This is a genomic window from Photorhabdus cinerea, assembly GCF_011189575.1.
GTDB lineage: Bacteria > Pseudomonadota > Gammaproteobacteria > Enterobacterales > Enterobacteriaceae > Photorhabdus > Photorhabdus cinerea.
Genome location: NZ_PUJW01000008.1, coordinates 179,550 through 197,627 on the forward strand (window position 1 = coordinate 179,550; position 18,078 = coordinate 197,627).

16 protein-coding genes are annotated in these 18,078 nt (G+C 43.6%); 12 read left to right on the top strand and 4 right to left on the bottom strand.

The window, feature by feature from the left end; all coding sequences use genetic code 11:
- Positions 1-145 precede the first annotated feature (145 nt).
- Positions 146-592, top strand: coding sequence for a flavodoxin (locus C5469_RS09890; protein WP_166305546.1), 447 nt, complete (start codon positions 146-148; stop codon positions 590-592).
- A 73-nt stretch (positions 593-665) separates the two neighbouring features.
- Here C5469_RS09890 and C5469_RS09895 read toward each other — a convergent pair whose 3' ends face one another.
- From C5469_RS09895 to map, 4 genes are all read right to left on the bottom strand, one after another.
- Positions 666-1,052 (bottom strand): DUF3461 family protein, encoded by a 387-nt coding sequence (locus tag C5469_RS09895; protein ID WP_054479472.1) that lies wholly within the window; start codon positions 1,050-1,052, stop codon positions 666-668.
- Positions 1,053-1,263: 211 nt separating this feature from the next.
- Positions 1,264-2,088, bottom strand: a complete 825-nt coding sequence (gene dapD / locus C5469_RS09900; RefSeq protein WP_166305549.1) for a 2,3,4,5-tetrahydropyridine-2,6-dicarboxylate N-succinyltransferase — start codon at positions 2,086-2,088, stop codon at positions 1,264-1,266.
- Positions 2,089-2,135: 47 nt separating this feature from the next.
- The gene (gene glnD, locus C5469_RS09905) at positions 2,136-4,790 is read right to left on the bottom strand and encodes a bifunctional uridylyltransferase/uridylyl-removing protein GlnD (RefSeq protein WP_166305552.1); all 2,655 of its coding nucleotides are present in this window, start codon (positions 4,788-4,790) and stop codon (positions 2,136-2,138) included.
- Positions 4,791-4,921: 131 nt separating this feature from the next.
- On the bottom strand, positions 4,922-5,719 hold the full coding sequence (map, locus tag C5469_RS09910; protein ID WP_149616103.1) for a type I methionyl aminopeptidase: 798 nt from the start codon (positions 5,717-5,719) through the stop codon (positions 4,922-4,924).
- Between the two features lie 430 nt (positions 5,720-6,149).
- Between map and rpsB the strand changes: the two genes are divergently transcribed.
- The 11 genes from rpsB to lpxD all read left to right on the top strand — a co-directional run bounded on the left by rpsB (position 6,150) and on the right by lpxD (position 18,073).
- On the top strand, positions 6,150-6,875 hold the full coding sequence (gene rpsB, locus C5469_RS09915; RefSeq protein ID WP_054479466.1) for a 30S ribosomal protein S2: 726 nt from the start codon (positions 6,150-6,152) through the stop codon (positions 6,873-6,875).
- 152 nt (positions 6,876-7,027) lie between these two features.
- On the top strand, positions 7,028-7,885 hold the full coding sequence (gene tsf / locus C5469_RS09920; protein WP_166305555.1) for a translation elongation factor Ts: 858 nt from the start codon (positions 7,028-7,030) through the stop codon (positions 7,883-7,885).
- A gap of 153 nt (positions 7,886-8,038) precedes the next feature.
- Positions 8,039-8,767: a UMP kinase gene (gene pyrH, locus C5469_RS09925; protein WP_166305558.1), complete on the top strand. Its 729-nt coding sequence runs from the start codon at positions 8,039-8,041 to the stop codon at positions 8,765-8,767.
- Between the two features lie 120 nt (positions 8,768-8,887).
- On the top strand, positions 8,888-9,445 hold the full coding sequence (gene frr / locus C5469_RS09930; protein ID WP_054479461.1) for a ribosome recycling factor: 558 nt from the start codon (positions 8,888-8,890) through the stop codon (positions 9,443-9,445).
- Between the two features lie 142 nt (positions 9,446-9,587).
- The gene (ispC, locus tag C5469_RS09935) at positions 9,588-10,784 is read left to right on the top strand and encodes a 1-deoxy-D-xylulose-5-phosphate reductoisomerase (RefSeq protein ID WP_166305561.1); all 1,197 of its coding nucleotides are present in this window, start codon (positions 9,588-9,590) and stop codon (positions 10,782-10,784) included.
- Positions 10,785-11,067: 283 nt separating this feature from the next.
- Positions 11,068-11,763: a (2E,6E)-farnesyl-diphosphate-specific ditrans,polycis-undecaprenyl-diphosphate synthase gene (gene ispU, locus C5469_RS09940; protein WP_242689431.1), complete on the top strand. Its 696-nt coding sequence runs from the start codon at positions 11,068-11,070 to the stop codon at positions 11,761-11,763.
- A 9-nt stretch (positions 11,764-11,772) separates the two neighbouring features.
- On the top strand, positions 11,773-12,621 hold the full coding sequence (cdsA, locus tag C5469_RS09945; RefSeq protein ID WP_166305567.1) for a phosphatidate cytidylyltransferase: 849 nt from the start codon (positions 11,773-11,775) through the stop codon (positions 12,619-12,621).
- 29 nt (positions 12,622-12,650) lie between these two features.
- Positions 12,651-14,006, top strand: a complete 1,356-nt coding sequence (rseP, locus tag C5469_RS09950; RefSeq protein ID WP_166305570.1) for a sigma E protease regulator RseP — start codon at positions 12,651-12,653, stop codon at positions 14,004-14,006.
- A gap of 33 nt (positions 14,007-14,039) precedes the next feature.
- Entirely contained in the window at positions 14,040-16,433 is a 2,394-nt protein-coding gene (gene bamA, locus C5469_RS09955; protein WP_166305573.1) for an outer membrane protein assembly factor BamA, read from the top strand.
- A gap of 110 nt (positions 16,434-16,543) precedes the next feature.
- A complete protein-coding gene (skp, locus tag C5469_RS09960) occupies positions 16,544-17,041 on the top strand; it encodes a molecular chaperone Skp (protein WP_166305576.1) in 498 nt (165 codons plus the stop codon).
- A 3-nt stretch (positions 17,042-17,044) separates the two neighbouring features.
- Positions 17,045-18,073 carry a UDP-3-O-(3-hydroxymyristoyl)glucosamine N-acyltransferase gene (gene lpxD, locus C5469_RS09965; RefSeq protein ID WP_166305579.1) on the top strand — a complete coding sequence of 343 codons (1,029 nt, stop codon included), beginning with the start codon at positions 17,045-17,047 and terminating at the stop codon, positions 18,071-18,073.
- Positions 18,074-18,078: the final 5 nt, after the last annotated feature.

Sequence of the window (18,078 nt, forward strand, 5' to 3'; positions counted from 1 at the left end):
ACATGACAGATTGAACTTAATAATGGCAATATTTAGTGCGACGGCTTAGTTGGTAAGGTAATTATCCCTGATTTGGCAAGGGTTGAGTTTTCTGTTGTTGCCAGCGAGGATAACTAATAGTTCCTTTAAAAAGAGATCAGAAGCTATGGCGAAAATTGGTATTTTTGTTGGTACTGTTTATGGTAATGCCCTGGCAGTTGCAGAAGAAGCACAGCAAATCCTTGAACAACAAGGTCATGAGATAGAAGTATTTGAAGAAGGGGAACTGGAACAGTGGCACTCCTATCTTAATCACGTGATTTTAGTTATCACTTCAACGACTGGGCAAGGGGATTTGCCCGATAATATTCAGACACTTTATTGCGCTTTGCGAGATGAATTAGGTTATCAGCCAGAATTACGTTATGGCGTTATCGCTTTGGGTGATGGTAGTTACGAGAATTTTTGTGGTGGCGGTCGTACTTTTGATGGACTGCTACAAGAGCAAGGCGCGATAAGAATCGGTGAAATTCTTCTGGTGGATGCAGTAGAAGAAGCAGAACCGGAAATTTTTGCTCAGCCTTGGATTAAGCGGTGGGGCGAATTAGTTTAGTAATTTTGGCTCTTAATACACCGCTTATACCAGACAGGAGGATATAAGCGGTTATAGTTATATAAACTGTCACCTATTTACGGGTCAGTTTTTCCAGATCGGCTTCAATCTCGGCAATTTTATTGGCAACAACGTGTTCAAGGTGACGCAGATCATCAAGGATTTTGTGTTTCAAATCGACTTCTGCTTGGTCACGTTTGCAAATCTGATCCAGCTCTTCAATCACATAACGCAAGTTAGTATTGATCTCGTTAATCTCTTTGTATCCTTGTTCTGCATGGTCTGAAGCAACCGTTTTACGTTGACGCGGATATTTGAATTTCACGCTTTTGGCAAAGAATTCACCTTTATCTTTGCGAAAATAGATTTTCAGAATGTCGTTGTTAGCTTCTTGACGCAGACTATAGCGGTCAATTTCTTCGGGATATGTGATTCCCAGACTCTTTAAGTTATCGTACATGGCGCCACCTTAAGGATATTTTTCCCAGTAGGTTATCTTATACGTCATTTTGAATGTGGGTCGTGTCCAAATGCCTTACGTACTTATGTGTACGTTCCGGGTTGCGCACGTTGCCCGCATTCAAACTACTTATATTAATAACACTAACTGAGTTCGGTAAAGATGATACAAAGCAAAAAAATAGCGGATTTATTATCCGCTATTTTGAAGTTTAATCTATCGTTCTTAAGAGTTCATTAATGCCCACTTTTCCTCGTGTTTTGGCATCTACTTTTTTTACAATGACAGCACAATACAGGCTGTAACTGCCATCTTTTGATGGAAGGTTGCCAGAGACAACAACAGAGCCAGCAGGGACGCGGCCATAATGGATCTCGCCTGTTTCACGATCATAGATTTTGGTGCTTTGGCCGATATAGACGCCCATTGAAATTACAGAACCTTCTTCGACAATGACACCTTCTACAATTTCAGAACGGGCACCGATAAAACAGTTATCTTCAATAATGGTTGGGTTAGCTTGCAATGGCTCCAATACGCCTCCAATACCAACGCCACCGGATAAATGGACGTTTTTACCAATTTGGGCACAGGAACCAACCGTTGCCCAAGTATCTACCATCGTTCCTTCATCAACATAAGCGCCGATGTTGACATAAGAAGGCATCAATACACAGTTACGGGCAATAAAGGCTCCCTGGCGTGCTGCCGCAGGAGGAACAACGCGAAAGCCCTCTTTTTCAAATCTCTCCTGATCATAATCAGAGAATTTCATCGGAACTTTATCGAAATAACGGCTTTCAGCACCCTCTATAATCTGGTTTTCATTAATGCGGAAAGAGAGCAGTACAGCCATTTTCAGCCATTGGTGTGTGACCCATTGACCGTCAATTTTCTCTGCAACACGCAGTTTTCCACTATCCAACAGGTTTATGACCTGAGTAACAGCATCACGTGTTTCACTGTTTACTGTCGCTGGAGTAATAGCTGCGCGGTTTTCAAAAGCACTTTCGATAATGGATTTTAATTGCTGCATTGCATCTGGTTCCTTAGTTATCAGCCGAATCATGGGCTTGTATTCAGTTACATTTTATCCTTTGGATTCAGGGTTTCTGTCAACCTTTCTGACAATTCTTCTCTAACTTTTTTATTTAATGCCTTATGGTCTTTATCTGCCAGCACAAAAAAATCTTCAACACGTTCGCCAATAGTGGTGATGTGCGCACCGTGCAGTGAAACGCCCATTTCGGTAAAAATATTGCCCACTTTGGCCAACAAGCCCGGTTGATCGAGTGCGAACAGTTCCATATAGGTTCTCCGCTCATTATGAGTGGGCAGAAAGTTCACCTTTGTTGGTACGTTGAAATGACGCAGTTTAGTTGGCAATCTTCGGGCTTTTGGTGTTTTGGAATATGGGCCCAGAACGACCAGCAAAAGTGCGTTGCGGATTATTTCGTGACGATCCAATGCTAAAGGATGACCATTAGGTTCTAGTACCACCAAAGTATCCATTGTCATATCATCACGATTGGTAAATATTTGAGCGTTGTGAACGCTGAGATTGCGCCTGTCCAGTTCGCTGACAACCGCCGCAAACAGGGAGGGGCGATCCGGGCTCCAGATAAAAATCTCAGTACCGCCACGGGTTGGTTTGGTACTTATCAGGATCAGCGGTTCTTGAGAATCATGTTTCACCAAATGACGAGCATGCCATGCGAGTTGTTTGGGTGTATGGCGCAGAAAATAATCTGCATGACAGCGGCTCCAGAGCTGATGAAGTCTCTGTTCATTGATATTATCCTGGCGCAGCAGAGCAAGTGCTTGAAAGCGATGATGACGGATACGTTCCCTCAAGTCTGGCGTATTTTGCATTCCCTGACGCAATTGGTTCTCCGTAGAGAAATAGAGTTCCCGTAACAGGCTCTGCTTCCAACTATTCCATAGGCTAGTGTTGGTTGCGCAGATATCAGCGACTGTCAGGCAAATCAGGTAACGTAACCGAGTTTCATTTAATATCTCATAGGCAAACTGCTTGATGATTTCCGGATCTTGGATATCTCGCCGTTGAGCAGTGACTGACATTAATAAATGATAACGAACCAACCAGGTCACCAAATCAGCTTCCCGAGAGTTAAGCCCATGTTGCAGTGAGAATGTCAGCGCGTCTTCAGCGCCAAGTTCGGAATGATCGCCATTACGCCCTTTGGCGATATCGTGAAACAGCGCGGCAAGGCGTAAAATCTCAGGTTGAGGTAGACGAGGGTATAGCTCGACACAGAGTGGATGAATAGCTCGGTTATTCTCGTCGGCGAAACTTTCCAGCTTTTTCAGCACACGGATTGTATGTTCATCGACGGTATATGCGTGAAACAGGTCAAACTGCATTTGGCCGACAATATTGCCCCAAAGTGGTGTATAAGCACCGAGAACGCTGTGGCGGTGCATGGGTACAAATGCGCTTTCAACCGCCCTGGGGTGGCGCAGGATATCCACGAAGATTTGACGGGCTTCGGGTAATTCACACAATGGCTGATTCAGATTACGGCGAGCATAACGGAGCTGACGAAGTGTAGTCGAATAGATGCCTTGAACTTCTACATGTTCTGCCATGCAATAAAACATTCGCATAATCGCTGCGGGTTCTTTGATAAACAGAGTTTCATCAACCAGATCAATCAATTGTCCGCGTAACTGAAATTCATTATTCAGGGGGCGAGGTTTTTCATTGGGTTCCAGTGCCAGAATAGCTTCATCAAAGAGTTGCAGTAGCATATTGTTGAGTTCGCTGACACGGCGTGTCATCCGGTAGAAATCTTTCATCATCCGCTCTACCGGTTGATTACGTTCTCCATGGTAGCCTAGTAACTGAGCAATACTGAACTGGCGATCAAATAACAGGCGATTATCATAACGATTAACGACCAAATGAAGGGCAAAACGGATACGCCAGAGGAAACTTTGACACTCATTCAATTCATTACGTTCTTCATCTGTCAGGAAGCCAAAATCGACCATTTCATCCATTGAGGTCGCACCAAAGTGACGGCGAGCAACCCATAGCAAAGTATGAATATCCCGCAATCCTCCGGGGCTGCTTTTGATATCAGGTTCCAGATTATAACTGGTACTGTGATAGCGATGGTGGCGTTCATGTTGTTCGGCAATTTTGGCATCAAAAAATTCAGTAGAAGGCCAAAAACCCTCACTAAATGTGTATCGCTGTAAGCAGAGAAAAATAGGTAAATTGCCACAGATTAAACGTGATTCAATTAAATTCGTCGCAACAGTCAGATCTGACAACCCTTCAAGTAAACACTCTTCGAGTGTACGGACACTATGACCTACTTCCAGTCGTATATCCCACAGTAAGGCGATAAATTGCCCGACATTTTGTGCTTGATGTTGTGTAAGTGGTTGTTCACTGAGTATCAACAAATCAATATCAGATAGCGGATGTAGTTCTCGTCGGCCATATCCACCGACGGCAATCAATGAAAGTGATGAAATTTTATCAAATCCATAGGTATGCCATAATTGTCGCAGCAATTGGTCTATGTAATCACTACGGGTGTAAATCAACGCTTCTGCGGAAATGCCCGCTTTAAAAGCATGTTCTAGCCAAAGCTGAAATTCTTCGAGGTGTTGTTTTAACACTGGGTAGTGAAAGTCTTCACTGGAGAAATCAGAGGGAGAAAACGGCGGGATAGGCGCTTGAATTGCGGCGATATCTGCTGACATAAATATGAACCCGAGAGAAAGCGAATCATAGCAGCCAGATTACTGAGAAAATGCTGTGTTGAACAGGAGAGATTACAGTGGAGATTGGAAGCCTTGTGTGGTTTTAGCAAGGCTTCACAATTTGCGATTAATTATTCGTTAGTCAGTATCGCGGAAAGAGCGGGTTCTTCTTCTTTCCGTAATGTCATGATTTCACAGCCGTTGTCAGTAACAACAATTGTGTGCTCATATTGGGCGGACAGGCTGCGGTCTTTGGTTTTTACAGTCCAACCATCTTTCATGGTACGGATGCGGTAGTCACCGATATTAACCATTGGCTCAATAGTGAAAGCCATGCCTTTTTGCAGTACAACTCCGCCGTCATCGGCGTCATAGTGCAGTACTTGTGGCTCTTCATGGAAGACTGTACCGATACCGTGACCGCAATATTCACGAACCACAGAGAAATCATTAGCTTCAACAAATTGTTGAATAGCTTTACCAAGAGTACGCAGACGGATACCGGGTTTCACCATTTTCAATGCCAGATAGAGGCTTTCCTGAGTGATTCGGCACAGGCGTTCACCTTGAATGGTCGGTTTACCGACAATAAACATTTTTGAGGTATCGCCGTGGAAGCCCTCTTTTATGACAGTCACATCGATATTAACGATGTCGCCATCTTTCAGCGCCTTATCATCACTTGGAATACCATGACAGACGACGTCATTAACAGAAATACAAACAGATTTTGGGAAACCGTGGTAACCAAGACAAGCTGAGACAGCCTGTTGCTTATTGGTAATGTGTTCGTGACAGATACGATCCAATTCACCAGTTGTTACACCAGGTTTTACGTAAGGTTCAATAATCTCTAGCACTTCCGCCGCCAGTCGACCGGCGACGCGCATTTTTTCAATATCTTCAGATGTCTTAATTGAGATTGCCATGAAATAATTTGCCCACTCAAAACCAGCAAATCTGCTGGTTGTATGATTATTAACGAGGAAAAATTGTTGAACCAATGGTATCAGCCTACAGAATATCTGCCAATAATAGTTGGCTGCCATATTTTCCCCGTTACTGGTACTTACTAACAATATCCGCCATAAATGGCACTTTTCATTACCACATTGAGCTACCAAAAAATGACAACAAAAGTTGGTGTCTTGGGCCGGTTTATGATATAAAGCGCGCCGGCGTTTTGTGTATTTGTCACTGAGGCAAAACACGGGGACGTTAAATATACTCACTGTGTAAATAACACACACGGGCCGGCACATATACCGGGGTGCTCTCATGCAGAATATGCGGTTAGGAGTCGGTGTTATGGGGCTCGTGGAGGCATAACCCCAACTTAATATTTTACAGAGGTTTACAATGGCAACTGTTTCCATGCGCGATATGCTGCAAGCGGGCGTTCACTTCGGTCACCAGACTCGTTACTGGAACCCAAAAATGAAACCATTCATCTTTGGTGCTCGTAACAAAGTGCATATCATCAACCTGGAAAAAACTGTTCCAATGTTCAACGACGCATTAGCTGAGCTGAATAAAATTGCTGCACGTAAAGGCAAAATCCTGTTTGTTGGTACCAAGCGTGCTGCAAGTGAAGCGGTTAAAGAATCAGCTCAGAGCTGTGATCAGTACTTCGTTAACCACCGTTGGTTAGGCGGTATGTTGACTAACTGGAAAACCGTTCGTCAGTCCATTAAACGTTTAAAAGATTTAGAAGCACAGTCTCAGGACGGTACTTTTGACAAATTGACCAAGAAAGAAGCGTTAATTCGTTCTCGTGAACTTGGTAAGTTAGAAAACAGCCTGGGCGGTATCAAGGATATGGGTGGTTTACCTGACGCTCTGTTTGTTATCGATGCTGAACATGAACACATTGCTATCAAAGAAGCAAACAACCTGGGTATTCCGGTATTCGCTGTCGTTGATACTAACTCTGATCCAGATGGTGTTGATTTCATCATCCCTGGTAACGATGACGCAATCCGTGCAGTAAAACTGTATCTGGGTGCTGTTGCTACCACTGTTCGTGAAGGTCGTTCTCAAGATCTGGCTGTTCAGGCAGAAGAAAGCTTTGTAGAAGCTGAATAATAAGGCAAGCTCAGTGAATTGAGCCCTTATTAACCAGGTATTGGAATATATTGGTTAGGGGGGCCTGTTATGGCCCCCTTTTACGTATCTGATATAAGAACTATCCATGTGGAATACTATTGTCCCGCGGGATACATCGAGGAATAAAACAAATGTCTGGAATTACCGCTGCTTTGGTAAAAGAACTGCGTGAGCGTACTGGCGCAGGTATGATGGAATGTAAAAAAGCGCTGGTTGAAGCTAATGGTGACATCGAGTTAGCCATTGATAACATGCGTAAATCAGGTCAGGCGAAGGCAGCTAAGAAAGCTGGCCGTGTTGCTGCTGAAGGTATCATCCTGGCAGAAGTGGCTGCTGAAGGTAAATTCGGCGCTTTGGTTGAGCTGAACTGTGAAACTGATTTTGTTGCTAAAGATGCAGGCTTCATCGCTTTCGGTAAAGAAGTTATGGCAGCCGTACTGGCTGATAAAATCTCTGACGTTGAAACTCTGAAAGCTAAATTTGAAGAACAGCGTACTGCTCTGGTTGCTAAAATCGGTGAAAACATCAATATTCGTCGCGTTTCTGTATTAGAAAGTGAACAATTGGGTACTTACCTGCATGGCGCACGTATCGGTGTTCTGGTTGCGGCTGAAGGCGCTAATGAAGAGCTGATTAAGCATGTGGCTATGCACATTGCTGCAAGCAAACCAGAATATGTTAATCCAAGTGATGTACCTGCTGATGTTGTTGAGCGTGAGCACCAAATCCAGCTGGATATCGCAATGCAGTCAGGTAAACCACGCGAAATCGCAGAGAAAATGGTTTCTGGCCGAATGAATAAATTCACTGGCGAGATCTCTCTGACAGGTCAGAATTTCGTTATGGACCCAAGCAAAACGGTTGGCGATCTGCTGAAAGAAAACAATGCTAAAGTCACTAATTTCATCCGTTATGAAGTTGGTGAAGGTATTGAGAAAGTTGAGGCTGACTTTGCAGCGGAAGTTGCTGCAATGAGCAAACAGTCTTAATTTTCATAAACGGAGCCGCCAAATGGCGGTTCTGTTTTATCCAATCTAAACTGCCTATCCCAGTAGGCATTGAGTTTTTGCATCTGGTCAGAGTGACCCGGATGTATGTAAATCCCCAATATACTTTTTTCTTTCTGCTTAGGACAGAACACCATGGCAACCAATGCAAAACCCGTATATCAGCGTATCCTGCTTAAGCTCAGCGGCGAAGCCCTGCAAGGTGCAGAAGGTTTTGGTATAGATGCCAGCGTCTTAGACCGCATGGCTCAGGAAATCAAAGAGCTGGTTGAGCTAGGCATACAGGTTGGTGTCGTTATTGGCGGCGGTAACCTGTTTCGTGGCGCTGGTTTGGCAGAAGCAGGAATGAACCGTGTAGTGGGCGACCACATGGGCATGTTGGCAACAGTGATGAATGGTCTGGCAATGCGGGATGCATTACACCGCGCCTATGTGAACGCCCGTCTAATGTCTGCTATTCCTTTAAATGGCGTTTGCGATAACTATAGTTGGGCGGAAGCGATTAGCTTGTTACGTCATGGCCGTGTTGTTATTTTCTCTGCGGGTACTGGCAATCCGTTCTTTACTACAGATTCTGCAGCCTGTTTGCGTGGTATCGAGATCGAGGCGGATGTTGTGCTAAAAGCAACCAAAGTAGATGGTGTTTACTCGGCTGATCCGGCGAAGGATTCAGAAGCAATATTGTTCGATAAGTTGTCTTATCAGCAGGTATTAGAGCGTGAATTAAAAGTCATGGATTTGGCGGCATTTACTCTGGCTCGTGATCATAGCTTACCTATTCGCGTATTCAATATGAATAAACCTGGTGCGTTGCGTCGTGTGGTGATGGGTGAAAATGAAGGCACTCTGATTGCTTACGAATAATGTTCAGAGACACCAGAGATGTTTGGCGGTATGATGAGTCGCCTGATATGCCAAATTTAACAATACATGGTCATAATGACTTATGGCTTGAAAAACAACCAGTTCCCAAGGGTTTGTAACGTGATTAATGAAATCAAAAAAGACGCACAAGACCGTATGGAAAAAAGCGTCGAAGCACTTAAAAACCAAATCAGCAAGGTTCGTACTGGCCGTGCTTCTCCAAGTCTGCTGGATGGTATCACTGTTGAGTATTATGGTGCACCAACACCACTGCGTCAGATTGCTAACGTCACCGCTGAGGATGCACGTACCCTGGCTATCACGGTATTTGACCGTTCTATGACTCCGGCGATTGAAAAGGCAATCATGGCTTCTGATTTGGGTCTGAACCCATCTTCTGCGGGTACAATTATTCGTGTTCCTTTACCGGCACTGACAGAAGAGCGTCGTAAGGATCTGATTAAGGTTGTGCGTGGCGAAGCTGAACAGGGGCGTGTTTCTGTCCGTAATATTCGCCGTGATGCGAATGACAAAATCAAAGCTTTGCTGAAAGACAAAGAAATTAGCGAAGATGATGAGCGTCGTGCACAGGATGAAATTCAGAAGCTGACTGATAATTTCATTAAAAAAGTTGATGAAGCTTTAGCCAAGAAAGAAGAAGAACTGATGGAGTTCTAATCTCTTTCATGAGATAGACCAAGCGTCGCTATCGTGCGGCGCTATTTTTTATCCGGCATTTCTCTGAAGTCATGGATATTCTAAGCCAGACAAATCAGACAAGTATTAACACATATCAAACAGAACAATTCAGAGCGTCAGTATGAAAAGGTTGACCATCCTTGGTTCCACAGGTTCAGTAGGCAGAAGTACACTTACTGTAGTTCGCAATAATCCTGATAAATTCGAAGTCACGGCACTGGTTGCTGGGAAGAATATTCAGGTTATGGCTGAGCAATGTCTGGAATTTCAGCCTCAATATGCTGCAATGATAGATGAAGCTTCTGCAAAAGAGCTTAGTCAGTTACTGATTGAACAAGGTTGTAAAACCGAAGTACTTTTCGGGGAACAGGCTGTGTGTGATTTGGCTGCTTTGAATGATGTTGATCAGGTAATGTCTGCGATTGTTGGGGTTGCTGGTTTATTGCCAACCTTGGCCGCTATCCGGGCGGGCAAACAGATTTTACTTGCTAATAAAGAATCGTTGATCACCAGTGGCCGGTTTTTTATGGATGCTGTGATTAAACATAATGCTCAATTGTTACCCATTGACAGCGAGCATAATGCTATTTTCCAGAGTTTACCAGAGGTAATACAACAGAACCTTGGGAGCAAGGAGCTGAAACAACACGGTATTGCTAGTATTATTCTAACGGGGTCTGGCGGGCCTTTTCGCCATACGCCTTTGGAGCAGTTGCCATTTGTCACACCAGCTCAAGCCTGTGCTCATCCGAATTGGTCGATGGGACGCAAAATTTCTGTAGATTCCGCGACAATGATGAATAAAGGTTTGGAATACATTGAAGCGTGTTGTTTGTTCAATGCGTCTGCTGCCGAAATGGAAGTGGTGATTCACCCCCAATCTGTCATTCATTCTATGGTTCGTTATCTGGATGGCAGCGTTATTGCTCAATTGGGAACCCCGGATATGTGTACGCCTATCTCCTATGCAATGGCATACCCAAATCGTATTTCTTCTGGTGTGAAGCCTCTTGATTTTTGTTCTTTAGGTACACTGACTTTTTCGAAACCAGATTATGAACGATATCCATGCCTGAAGTTGGCTATTGAAGCATGTCACGAAGGTCAGGCTGCAACTACGGCACTGAATGCAGCAAATGAAGAAGTCGTTAAGGTTTTTTTACAAAGTGGAATCTCTTTCACAGATATAGCAATTATCAATCGTCAGGTTGTAGAAAAACTAGATTTACCGGAACCTCAGAGCATTGAAGAAGTCTTACAGATTGATAAGCTCGCAAGAGATTTGGCTACAAAAACTATCAGTTCATTTGTCAGGTAGTATTGCTGATGGATAAAGGGGATATTTGTTCGCATTTTTACCTGATGGTATAGTTTCTGTATAACTATTGGCTGATATAATTAACAGTTCAAATTTTGCAGAGTTATCTTCCAGATAATCAGGTTGTTACTCAGGCCGTGATGCCAGACACGGCTTTTTTATATTTGAATGCCTGCATTTGTAAGAGAATTACTCCGACTAGTAAAGGATTAATTGAGTGATATTAGCCAGTGATCATCAGAACGATTTGTCGTCATTATTACCTAAGCACGTTGCTATTATTATGGATGGTAACGGACGTTGGGCAAAGAAACGTGGGAAATTAAGAGTCTTTGGTCATCGTGCAGGGATTAAGGCAGTACGGAGTGCGGTGAGTTTCGCTGCTAAGCACAAAATCGAATCGTTGACTCTGTACGCTTTTAGTAGTGAAAACTGGAACCGGCCAGAACAAGAAGTTAGTTCTCTAATGGAATTGTTTATTTTTGCACTAGACAGTGAAATCAAAAGCTTACATAAACATAATATCAAATTGTCTATTATTGGCGATATCAGCCGGTTCAGTGAGCGTTTACAGGAGCGCATTCGTCGCTCAGTTAAACTAACTGCTGATAATTCAGGCTTGCAACTTAATATTGCTGCAAATTATGGTGGTCGTTGGGATATAGTTCAAAGTGTTCAGAAAATTACTCAGCAGGTTAAGGATAATTTGCTTGAACCACAGGATATTACTGAAGAATTAGTTAATAATTATATTAACCTGAGCCAGCAGTCTCAGGTTGATTTGGTAATCAGAACCGGGGGTGAACATCGTATAAGTAATTTTCTGTTATGGCAGATAGCTTATGCAGAATTCTATTTTACCGATATACTCTGGCCTGATTTTGATGAAACAGTTTTTGAAGGTGCAATTAATGCCTTTGCCAAAAGAGAACGCCGATTTGGCGGAACAATACCAGACGATGCCAATGCGGGATCATAGGAGGAACTCTTGCTAAAGTACCGTCTTATAACGGCTGTGATATTAATCCCTCTTGTAATTGCAGCTTTGTTTTGGTTGCCGCCAACAGCGTTTGGGTTGGTCATTATTGCTGTAACAGTCCTTGCTGCATGGGAATGGGGGCAATTTGCTGGTTTATTTAGCCAAAAGAAACGGGTTATCTTGGCTGCTCTATTTGCGATAGGTTTACTGGCATTACAATATACCCTGCCAAGTTTCACTGATTTGATTAAACAGCAGCAAATCACCTTTATTTTATGGATGGGGATGATATGGTGGATTGTTGCCACCTTTCTGGTTATTACTTATCCTTCTTCCGCTGCAATCTGGAAAAGATCCATTTTATTGCGTCTTTTATTTGGTGGCCTGACATTAGTCCCGTTTTACTGTGGAATGATGGTCTTACGGGGTCTGGGATATGATGATAATTCATCTCACGGTGCATGGTGGCTATTGTATGTCATGTTGCTAGTGTGGGGTGCCGACTCTGGTGCTTATCTATTCGGGCGTACTTTAGGTAAACACAAGATGGCGCCAAAAGTTTCTCCGGGAAAAACGCTGGAAGGGTTAATTGGTGGTTTAGTTACTGCGGCTATTATTTCATGGTTGTTCAGTAAATATGCTCCAGTGCCCGCAATGCCTGAAAAACTCATGTTGTGTTCTGCAATTGTTGTTATCGCCTCAGTATTTGGTGATTTGACAGAGAGTATGTTCAAACGTGAATCTGGTATTAAAGACAGCAGTCAGCTAATTCCTGGACATGGTGGTATCATGGATCGTATCGACAGCTTGACTGCTGCGATCCCTGTCTTTGCCGGCCTAATGTTGCTGGTATCTTGATCTCTCTATTTGACGGCATTTAAAGGAATATGATGGGAATTCTCTGGAATCTGGCGGCTTTTATTATCGCGTTAGGTATATTGATCACTGTGCATGAGTTCGGTCATTTCTGGGTAGCTAGAAAGTGTGGTATTCATGTTGAACGTTTTTCCATTGGTTTTGGCAAAGCGTTGTGGCGGTGTACAGATCGTCAGGGAACTGAATATGTCATAGCCCTTATTCCCTTGGGGGGATATGTGAAAATGCTCGATGAGCGTGTTTCACCTGTTTCTCCTGAACGCCGACATATGGCATTTAATAATAAAACTATTAGTCAGCGCGCTGCGGTTGTTAGTGCAGGGCCTATTGCTAACTTTCTACTCGCGATTGTGGCTTATTGGCTGGTATTTATTATTGGTGTACCAGCAATACGTCCAATCATTGCAGATATCAAACCTGATTCTATTGCTGCCCAAGCAAATATTTCGTCAGGAATGGAACTAAAAGCCATAGATGGTATCGAAACGCCTGACTGGAATTCAGTTCGCTTTGCTCTGGTTGGTAAGATAGGTGATGACAACATTACTGTTCAGGCGATACCTCCAGGCTCATCGCACCCGGTAGAGAAAATTCTGGATTTGCGGCAATGGAGCTTTAATCCTGATAAGCAAGACCCAGTGGTATCATTAGGGATTATGCCTGTCAGCCCCCGATTGGATTCTCTGGTGGATAAGGTTACTCTTGGTACCGCAGCAGAAAAAGCGGGTTTACAAAAGGGGGACCGAATAGTTAAAGTCAACGGTCAGGAAATAGATGCTTGGCATACTTTTACATCCTTTGTCAGCAATAATCCTAATGTTCCACTGGAACTTTCAGTAGAGCGGGCTGGTCATATTATTTCTCTCTCAATGACACCGGAAGCGCGACGGCAGACTGGTGGTAAAGAGGTGGGTTTTGCCGGTGTGGAACTGCGAATTATACCGTTGGCAGACGAATATAAAATAGTTCAGCAATATGGGCCTTTCTCTGCCATTTATCAGGCAGGCGATAAGACCTGGCAACTGATGCGGCTAACTGTCAGTATGATTGGCAAGCTGATCGTTGGTGATGTGAAAATCAACAACCTGAGTGGGCCTATCTCTATCGCCAAAGGGGCGGGGGTGTCGGCTGATTCAGGCTTGGTGTATTATCTGATGTTTTTGGCGCTGATAAGTGTCAATCTTGGGATCATTAATTTGCTCCCATTACCTGTGTTAGATGGTGGACACTTGCTTTTTCTGATTATCGAAAAGATAAAAGGTGGGCCAGTTTCCGAGCGTGTACAAGACTTCAGCTATCGCATTGGTACCATGTTACTGGTGTTATTGATGGGGCTTGCACTTTTCAATGATTTCTCCCGCTTCTGAGCGGAAGACTGGTTAGGAAGACGCATTACAACGATGGCGATGAAAAAGTTACTCATAGCGTCGCTGCTGTTCGGCAGCGCCACTGCATACGGTGCAAACGGATTCGTAGTTCAGGATATTCACTTTGAAGGTCTTCAGCGCGTCGCCGTAGGCGCAGCATTATTGAATATGCCAGTTCGCGTAGGTGATACGGTCAGCGATGAAGATATTGGTCGTACCATTCATGCGCTATTTGCTACTGGTAACTTTGAAGACGTTCGTGTCCTGCGTGATGGCAATACACTTATTGTTCAGGTAAAAGAGCGGCCGACGATTGCCAGCATTACTTTCTCCGGGAATAAATCGGTGAAAGATGACATGCTGAAACAAAACCTTGAAGTATCTCATGTTCGGGTCGGTGAAGCTCTTGACCGCACGATGCTGTCCAATATCGAAAAAGGGCTGGAAGATTTCTATTACAGCGTGGGGAAATACAATGCCAGTGTAAAAGCTGTTGTGACACCACTTCCACGTAACCGCGTCGATTTAAAATTGGTTTTCGCCGAAGGCATGTCTGCAAAAATTCAGCAGATTAACATCGTTGGTAATAAATCATTTTCTTCTGATGAGCTATTGAATCGTTTCCAACTTAGGGATAGTGTGCCGTGGTGGAACTTGACCGCTGATCAGAAATATCAGAAACAAAAGCTGGCCGGTGACCTTGAGGCACTACGTAGTTTTTATCTTGATCGCGGTTATGCTCGTTTCAACATTGATTCGACTCAGGTCAGTTTGACGCCAGATAAAAAAGGTATTTATGTCACGTTGAATATTACTGAGGGTGACCAGTACAAAATATCTGGTATTGACTTGAACGGTAATATGGTGGGTTACCAGTCAGAAATTACTAAACTGGCTACCATTGAGCCTGGGTCCTTATATAACGGGACCCAGGTAACTAAAATGGAAAGTGAAATCAAAAATCTGCTTGGCCGTTATGGTTATGCTTACCCACGAGTGATGACTCAACCTGAAATCAATGACCAAGACAAAACCGTAAAATTGCATGTCAACATTGATGCAGGTAACCGTTTCTATGTCCGTAAAATTCGTTTCTCAGGTAATGACACCAGCAAAGACTCTGTTTTGCGTCGTGAAATGCGTCAGATGGAAGGTGCATGGTTGGGGAGTGATCTGGTTGAATTGGGCAAAGAGCGTCTTAACCGTTTGGGCTATTTCGAAACTGTAGATGTTGAAACTCAACGTATACCGGGCAGTCCTGATCAGGTAGATATTGTTTATAAAGTTAAAGAGCGTAATACGGGTTCCCTGAACTTTGGTGTTGGTTTTGGTACTGAAAGTGGCGTTAGTTTCCAGATTGGTGCTCAGCAGGATAACTGGTTGGGTACGGGTAACTCCGTTGGGATTAATGCTAGCAAGAACGATTATTCAACCTATGCAGAACTCTCTTTCACTGATCCCTATTTCACTGTTAATGGTGTCAGTCTCGGTGGTCGGGTGTTCTACAATGATTTTAGAGCTGATGATGCTGACTTGTCCGGTTATACCAATAAAACTTATGGCTTAAATGGTTTTCTTGGCTTCCCGGTGAATGAAAATAACTCTCTGAATTTTGGGCTGGGCTATGTTCATAACTCTCTGTCTGATATGCTCCCGCAGGCAGCAATGTGGCGCTATCTGAATTCTATGGGTGAAAAACCAGGTTATGAAAATAAGGCTGAGTTCAAAGCAGATGACTTTGTTCTGACTATGGGCTGGACATATAATAATCTTGACCGTGGTTTCTTCCCGACCTCCGGTGTGAAATCGACTCTGAATGGTAAAGTGACTATCCCTGGTTCGGATAACGAATTTTATAAAGTTACCCTTGATACCTCTGCGTACTACCCGATTAATGATGCTCATACTTGGGTGATTTTAGGCCGCGGTCGTTTAGGTTATGGTGATGGATTAGGCGGTAAAGAGTTACCGTTCTATGAAAACTTTTATGCCGGTGGCTCCAGTACTGTTCGTGGTTTCCGTTCCAACAATATCGGTCCTAAAGCGGTTTATATGAAAGGAATCGATGATCCTAAGAAAGACAGTCCATCCCGCGATGCTGTAGGCGGGAATGCGATGGCAGTGGCTAGCCTTGAGTTAATCACGCCAACGCCATTCCTCGATGGTAAATATTCGAACTCTGTCCGGACTTCATTCTTTATTGATTCAGGTACGGTTTGGGATACCAACTGGAGTGAGTCTGCGACGATGAAAAACAGGGGTATACCCGATTACAGTAAACCAGGTAATATCCGCGTTTCGACGGGTATTGCATTGCAATGGATGTCTCCTTTGGGTCCGTTGGTATTCTCTTATGCTAAGCCGATTAAAGACTACGAAGGTGATAGATCAGAGCAATTCCAATTTAATATTGGCAAAACCTGGTGATAATGCGTTTTTATCTTATTATTGATAAGGCAAGTTCTGGAATTGCTGGTTTCAGGGCATTAGCTAAATCTTCCAAGATGTTACAGATAGCGTGGTTTAAGGAGTTTATAGTGAAGAAATTGTTGTGTGCAGTGAGCCTTGGTATTGCATTAGCTTTCTCTGTTGGTGCTCAGGCAGCAGACAAAATTGCCGTTGTAAATGTCGGTGAGATTTTTCAGCAGTTGCCGGCCCGTGAAGCTGTTGAGAAGCAGTTGGAAAATGAGTTCAAAAGCCGCGCATCTGAACTGCAACGTATGGAAGCTGACTTGCAGACCAAAATCCAGAAGTTACAACGCGATGGTTCTACTATGAAATCCAGCGAGCGAACTAATCTGGAAAAAGACGTTATGGCTAAGCGTGAAGAATTTGGGAAAAAAGCTCAAGCTTTTGAACAAGATAACCGCCGTCGTCATATGGAAGAAAGTAATAAAATTCTGGGCCGCATTCAGGACGCAATCAAAGTAGTTGCAGCTAAAGAAGGCTATGACGTCGTAATTAATGCGAATGTGGTTGCTTATTCAGTATCCGGTAAAGATATTACCGCAGATGTCTTGAAACAGGTTAAATAATAGATGTCTTCAATTCGATTGGCTGATTTAGCTCAGCAGTTGAATGCGCAATTACATGGTGATGGCGATATCGTCATCACTGGTATTGCTCCAATGTATTCGGCTAATAACGAGCAAATCACTTTTTTGTCTGATAGCCGTTACCGTGAGCGTTTAGGTGAATGCCAGGCGGCGGCTGTAGTTCTTCATGAGTCAGATCTCCCTTATTGCAATGTTCCTGCACTGGTTGTTACCAATCCTTATCTGGCATATGCCTATATGGCTCAGATTATGGATACAACACCGGCTCCTGCACAAGATATTCACCCTTCGGCGGTGATTTCACCTCAAGTAACACTAGGTAAGAATGTTTCTGTTGGGGCTAATGCTGTTATCGAATCTGATGTTGTTCTTGGTGACAATGTTGTGATTGGTGCTGGTTGTTTTATTGGTAAAAATACTCATATTGGCGCGGGAAGTCGTCTCTGGGCGAATGTCTCTGTTTATCACGATATTGAAATTGGTGAACAGTGTTTGGTTCAGTCAGGGGCAGTTATTGGGTCTGATGGCTTTGGTTATGCAAATGATAGTGGTAATTGGGTTAAAATTCCTCAATTAGGTTCAGTTATAATTGGCGACCGAGTTGAGATTGGTGCCTGTACGACTATTGACCGGGGGGCTCTGGATAATACCGTTATTGGCAATGGTGTCATTATCGATAACCAATGCCAAATTGCTCATAACGTTATCATTGGAGATAACACGGCAGTTGCTGGCGGCGTGATCATGGCTGGTAGCCTGAAAATTGGTCGTTATTGTATGATTGGTGGTGCTAGTGTCATTAATGGACATATGGAAATCTGTGATAAGGTGACAATCACGGGAATGAGCATGGTAATGCGCCCAATCACTGAACCTGGTGTATACTCTTCTGGCATTCCGGCACAACCAAATAAAGTTTGGCGTAAGACATCAGCTTTAGTCATGAACATCAACGAAATGAATAAGCGTCTTAAGTCAGTGGAGCGTAAGCTGGAAGGCAAAAACGAGTAATTACA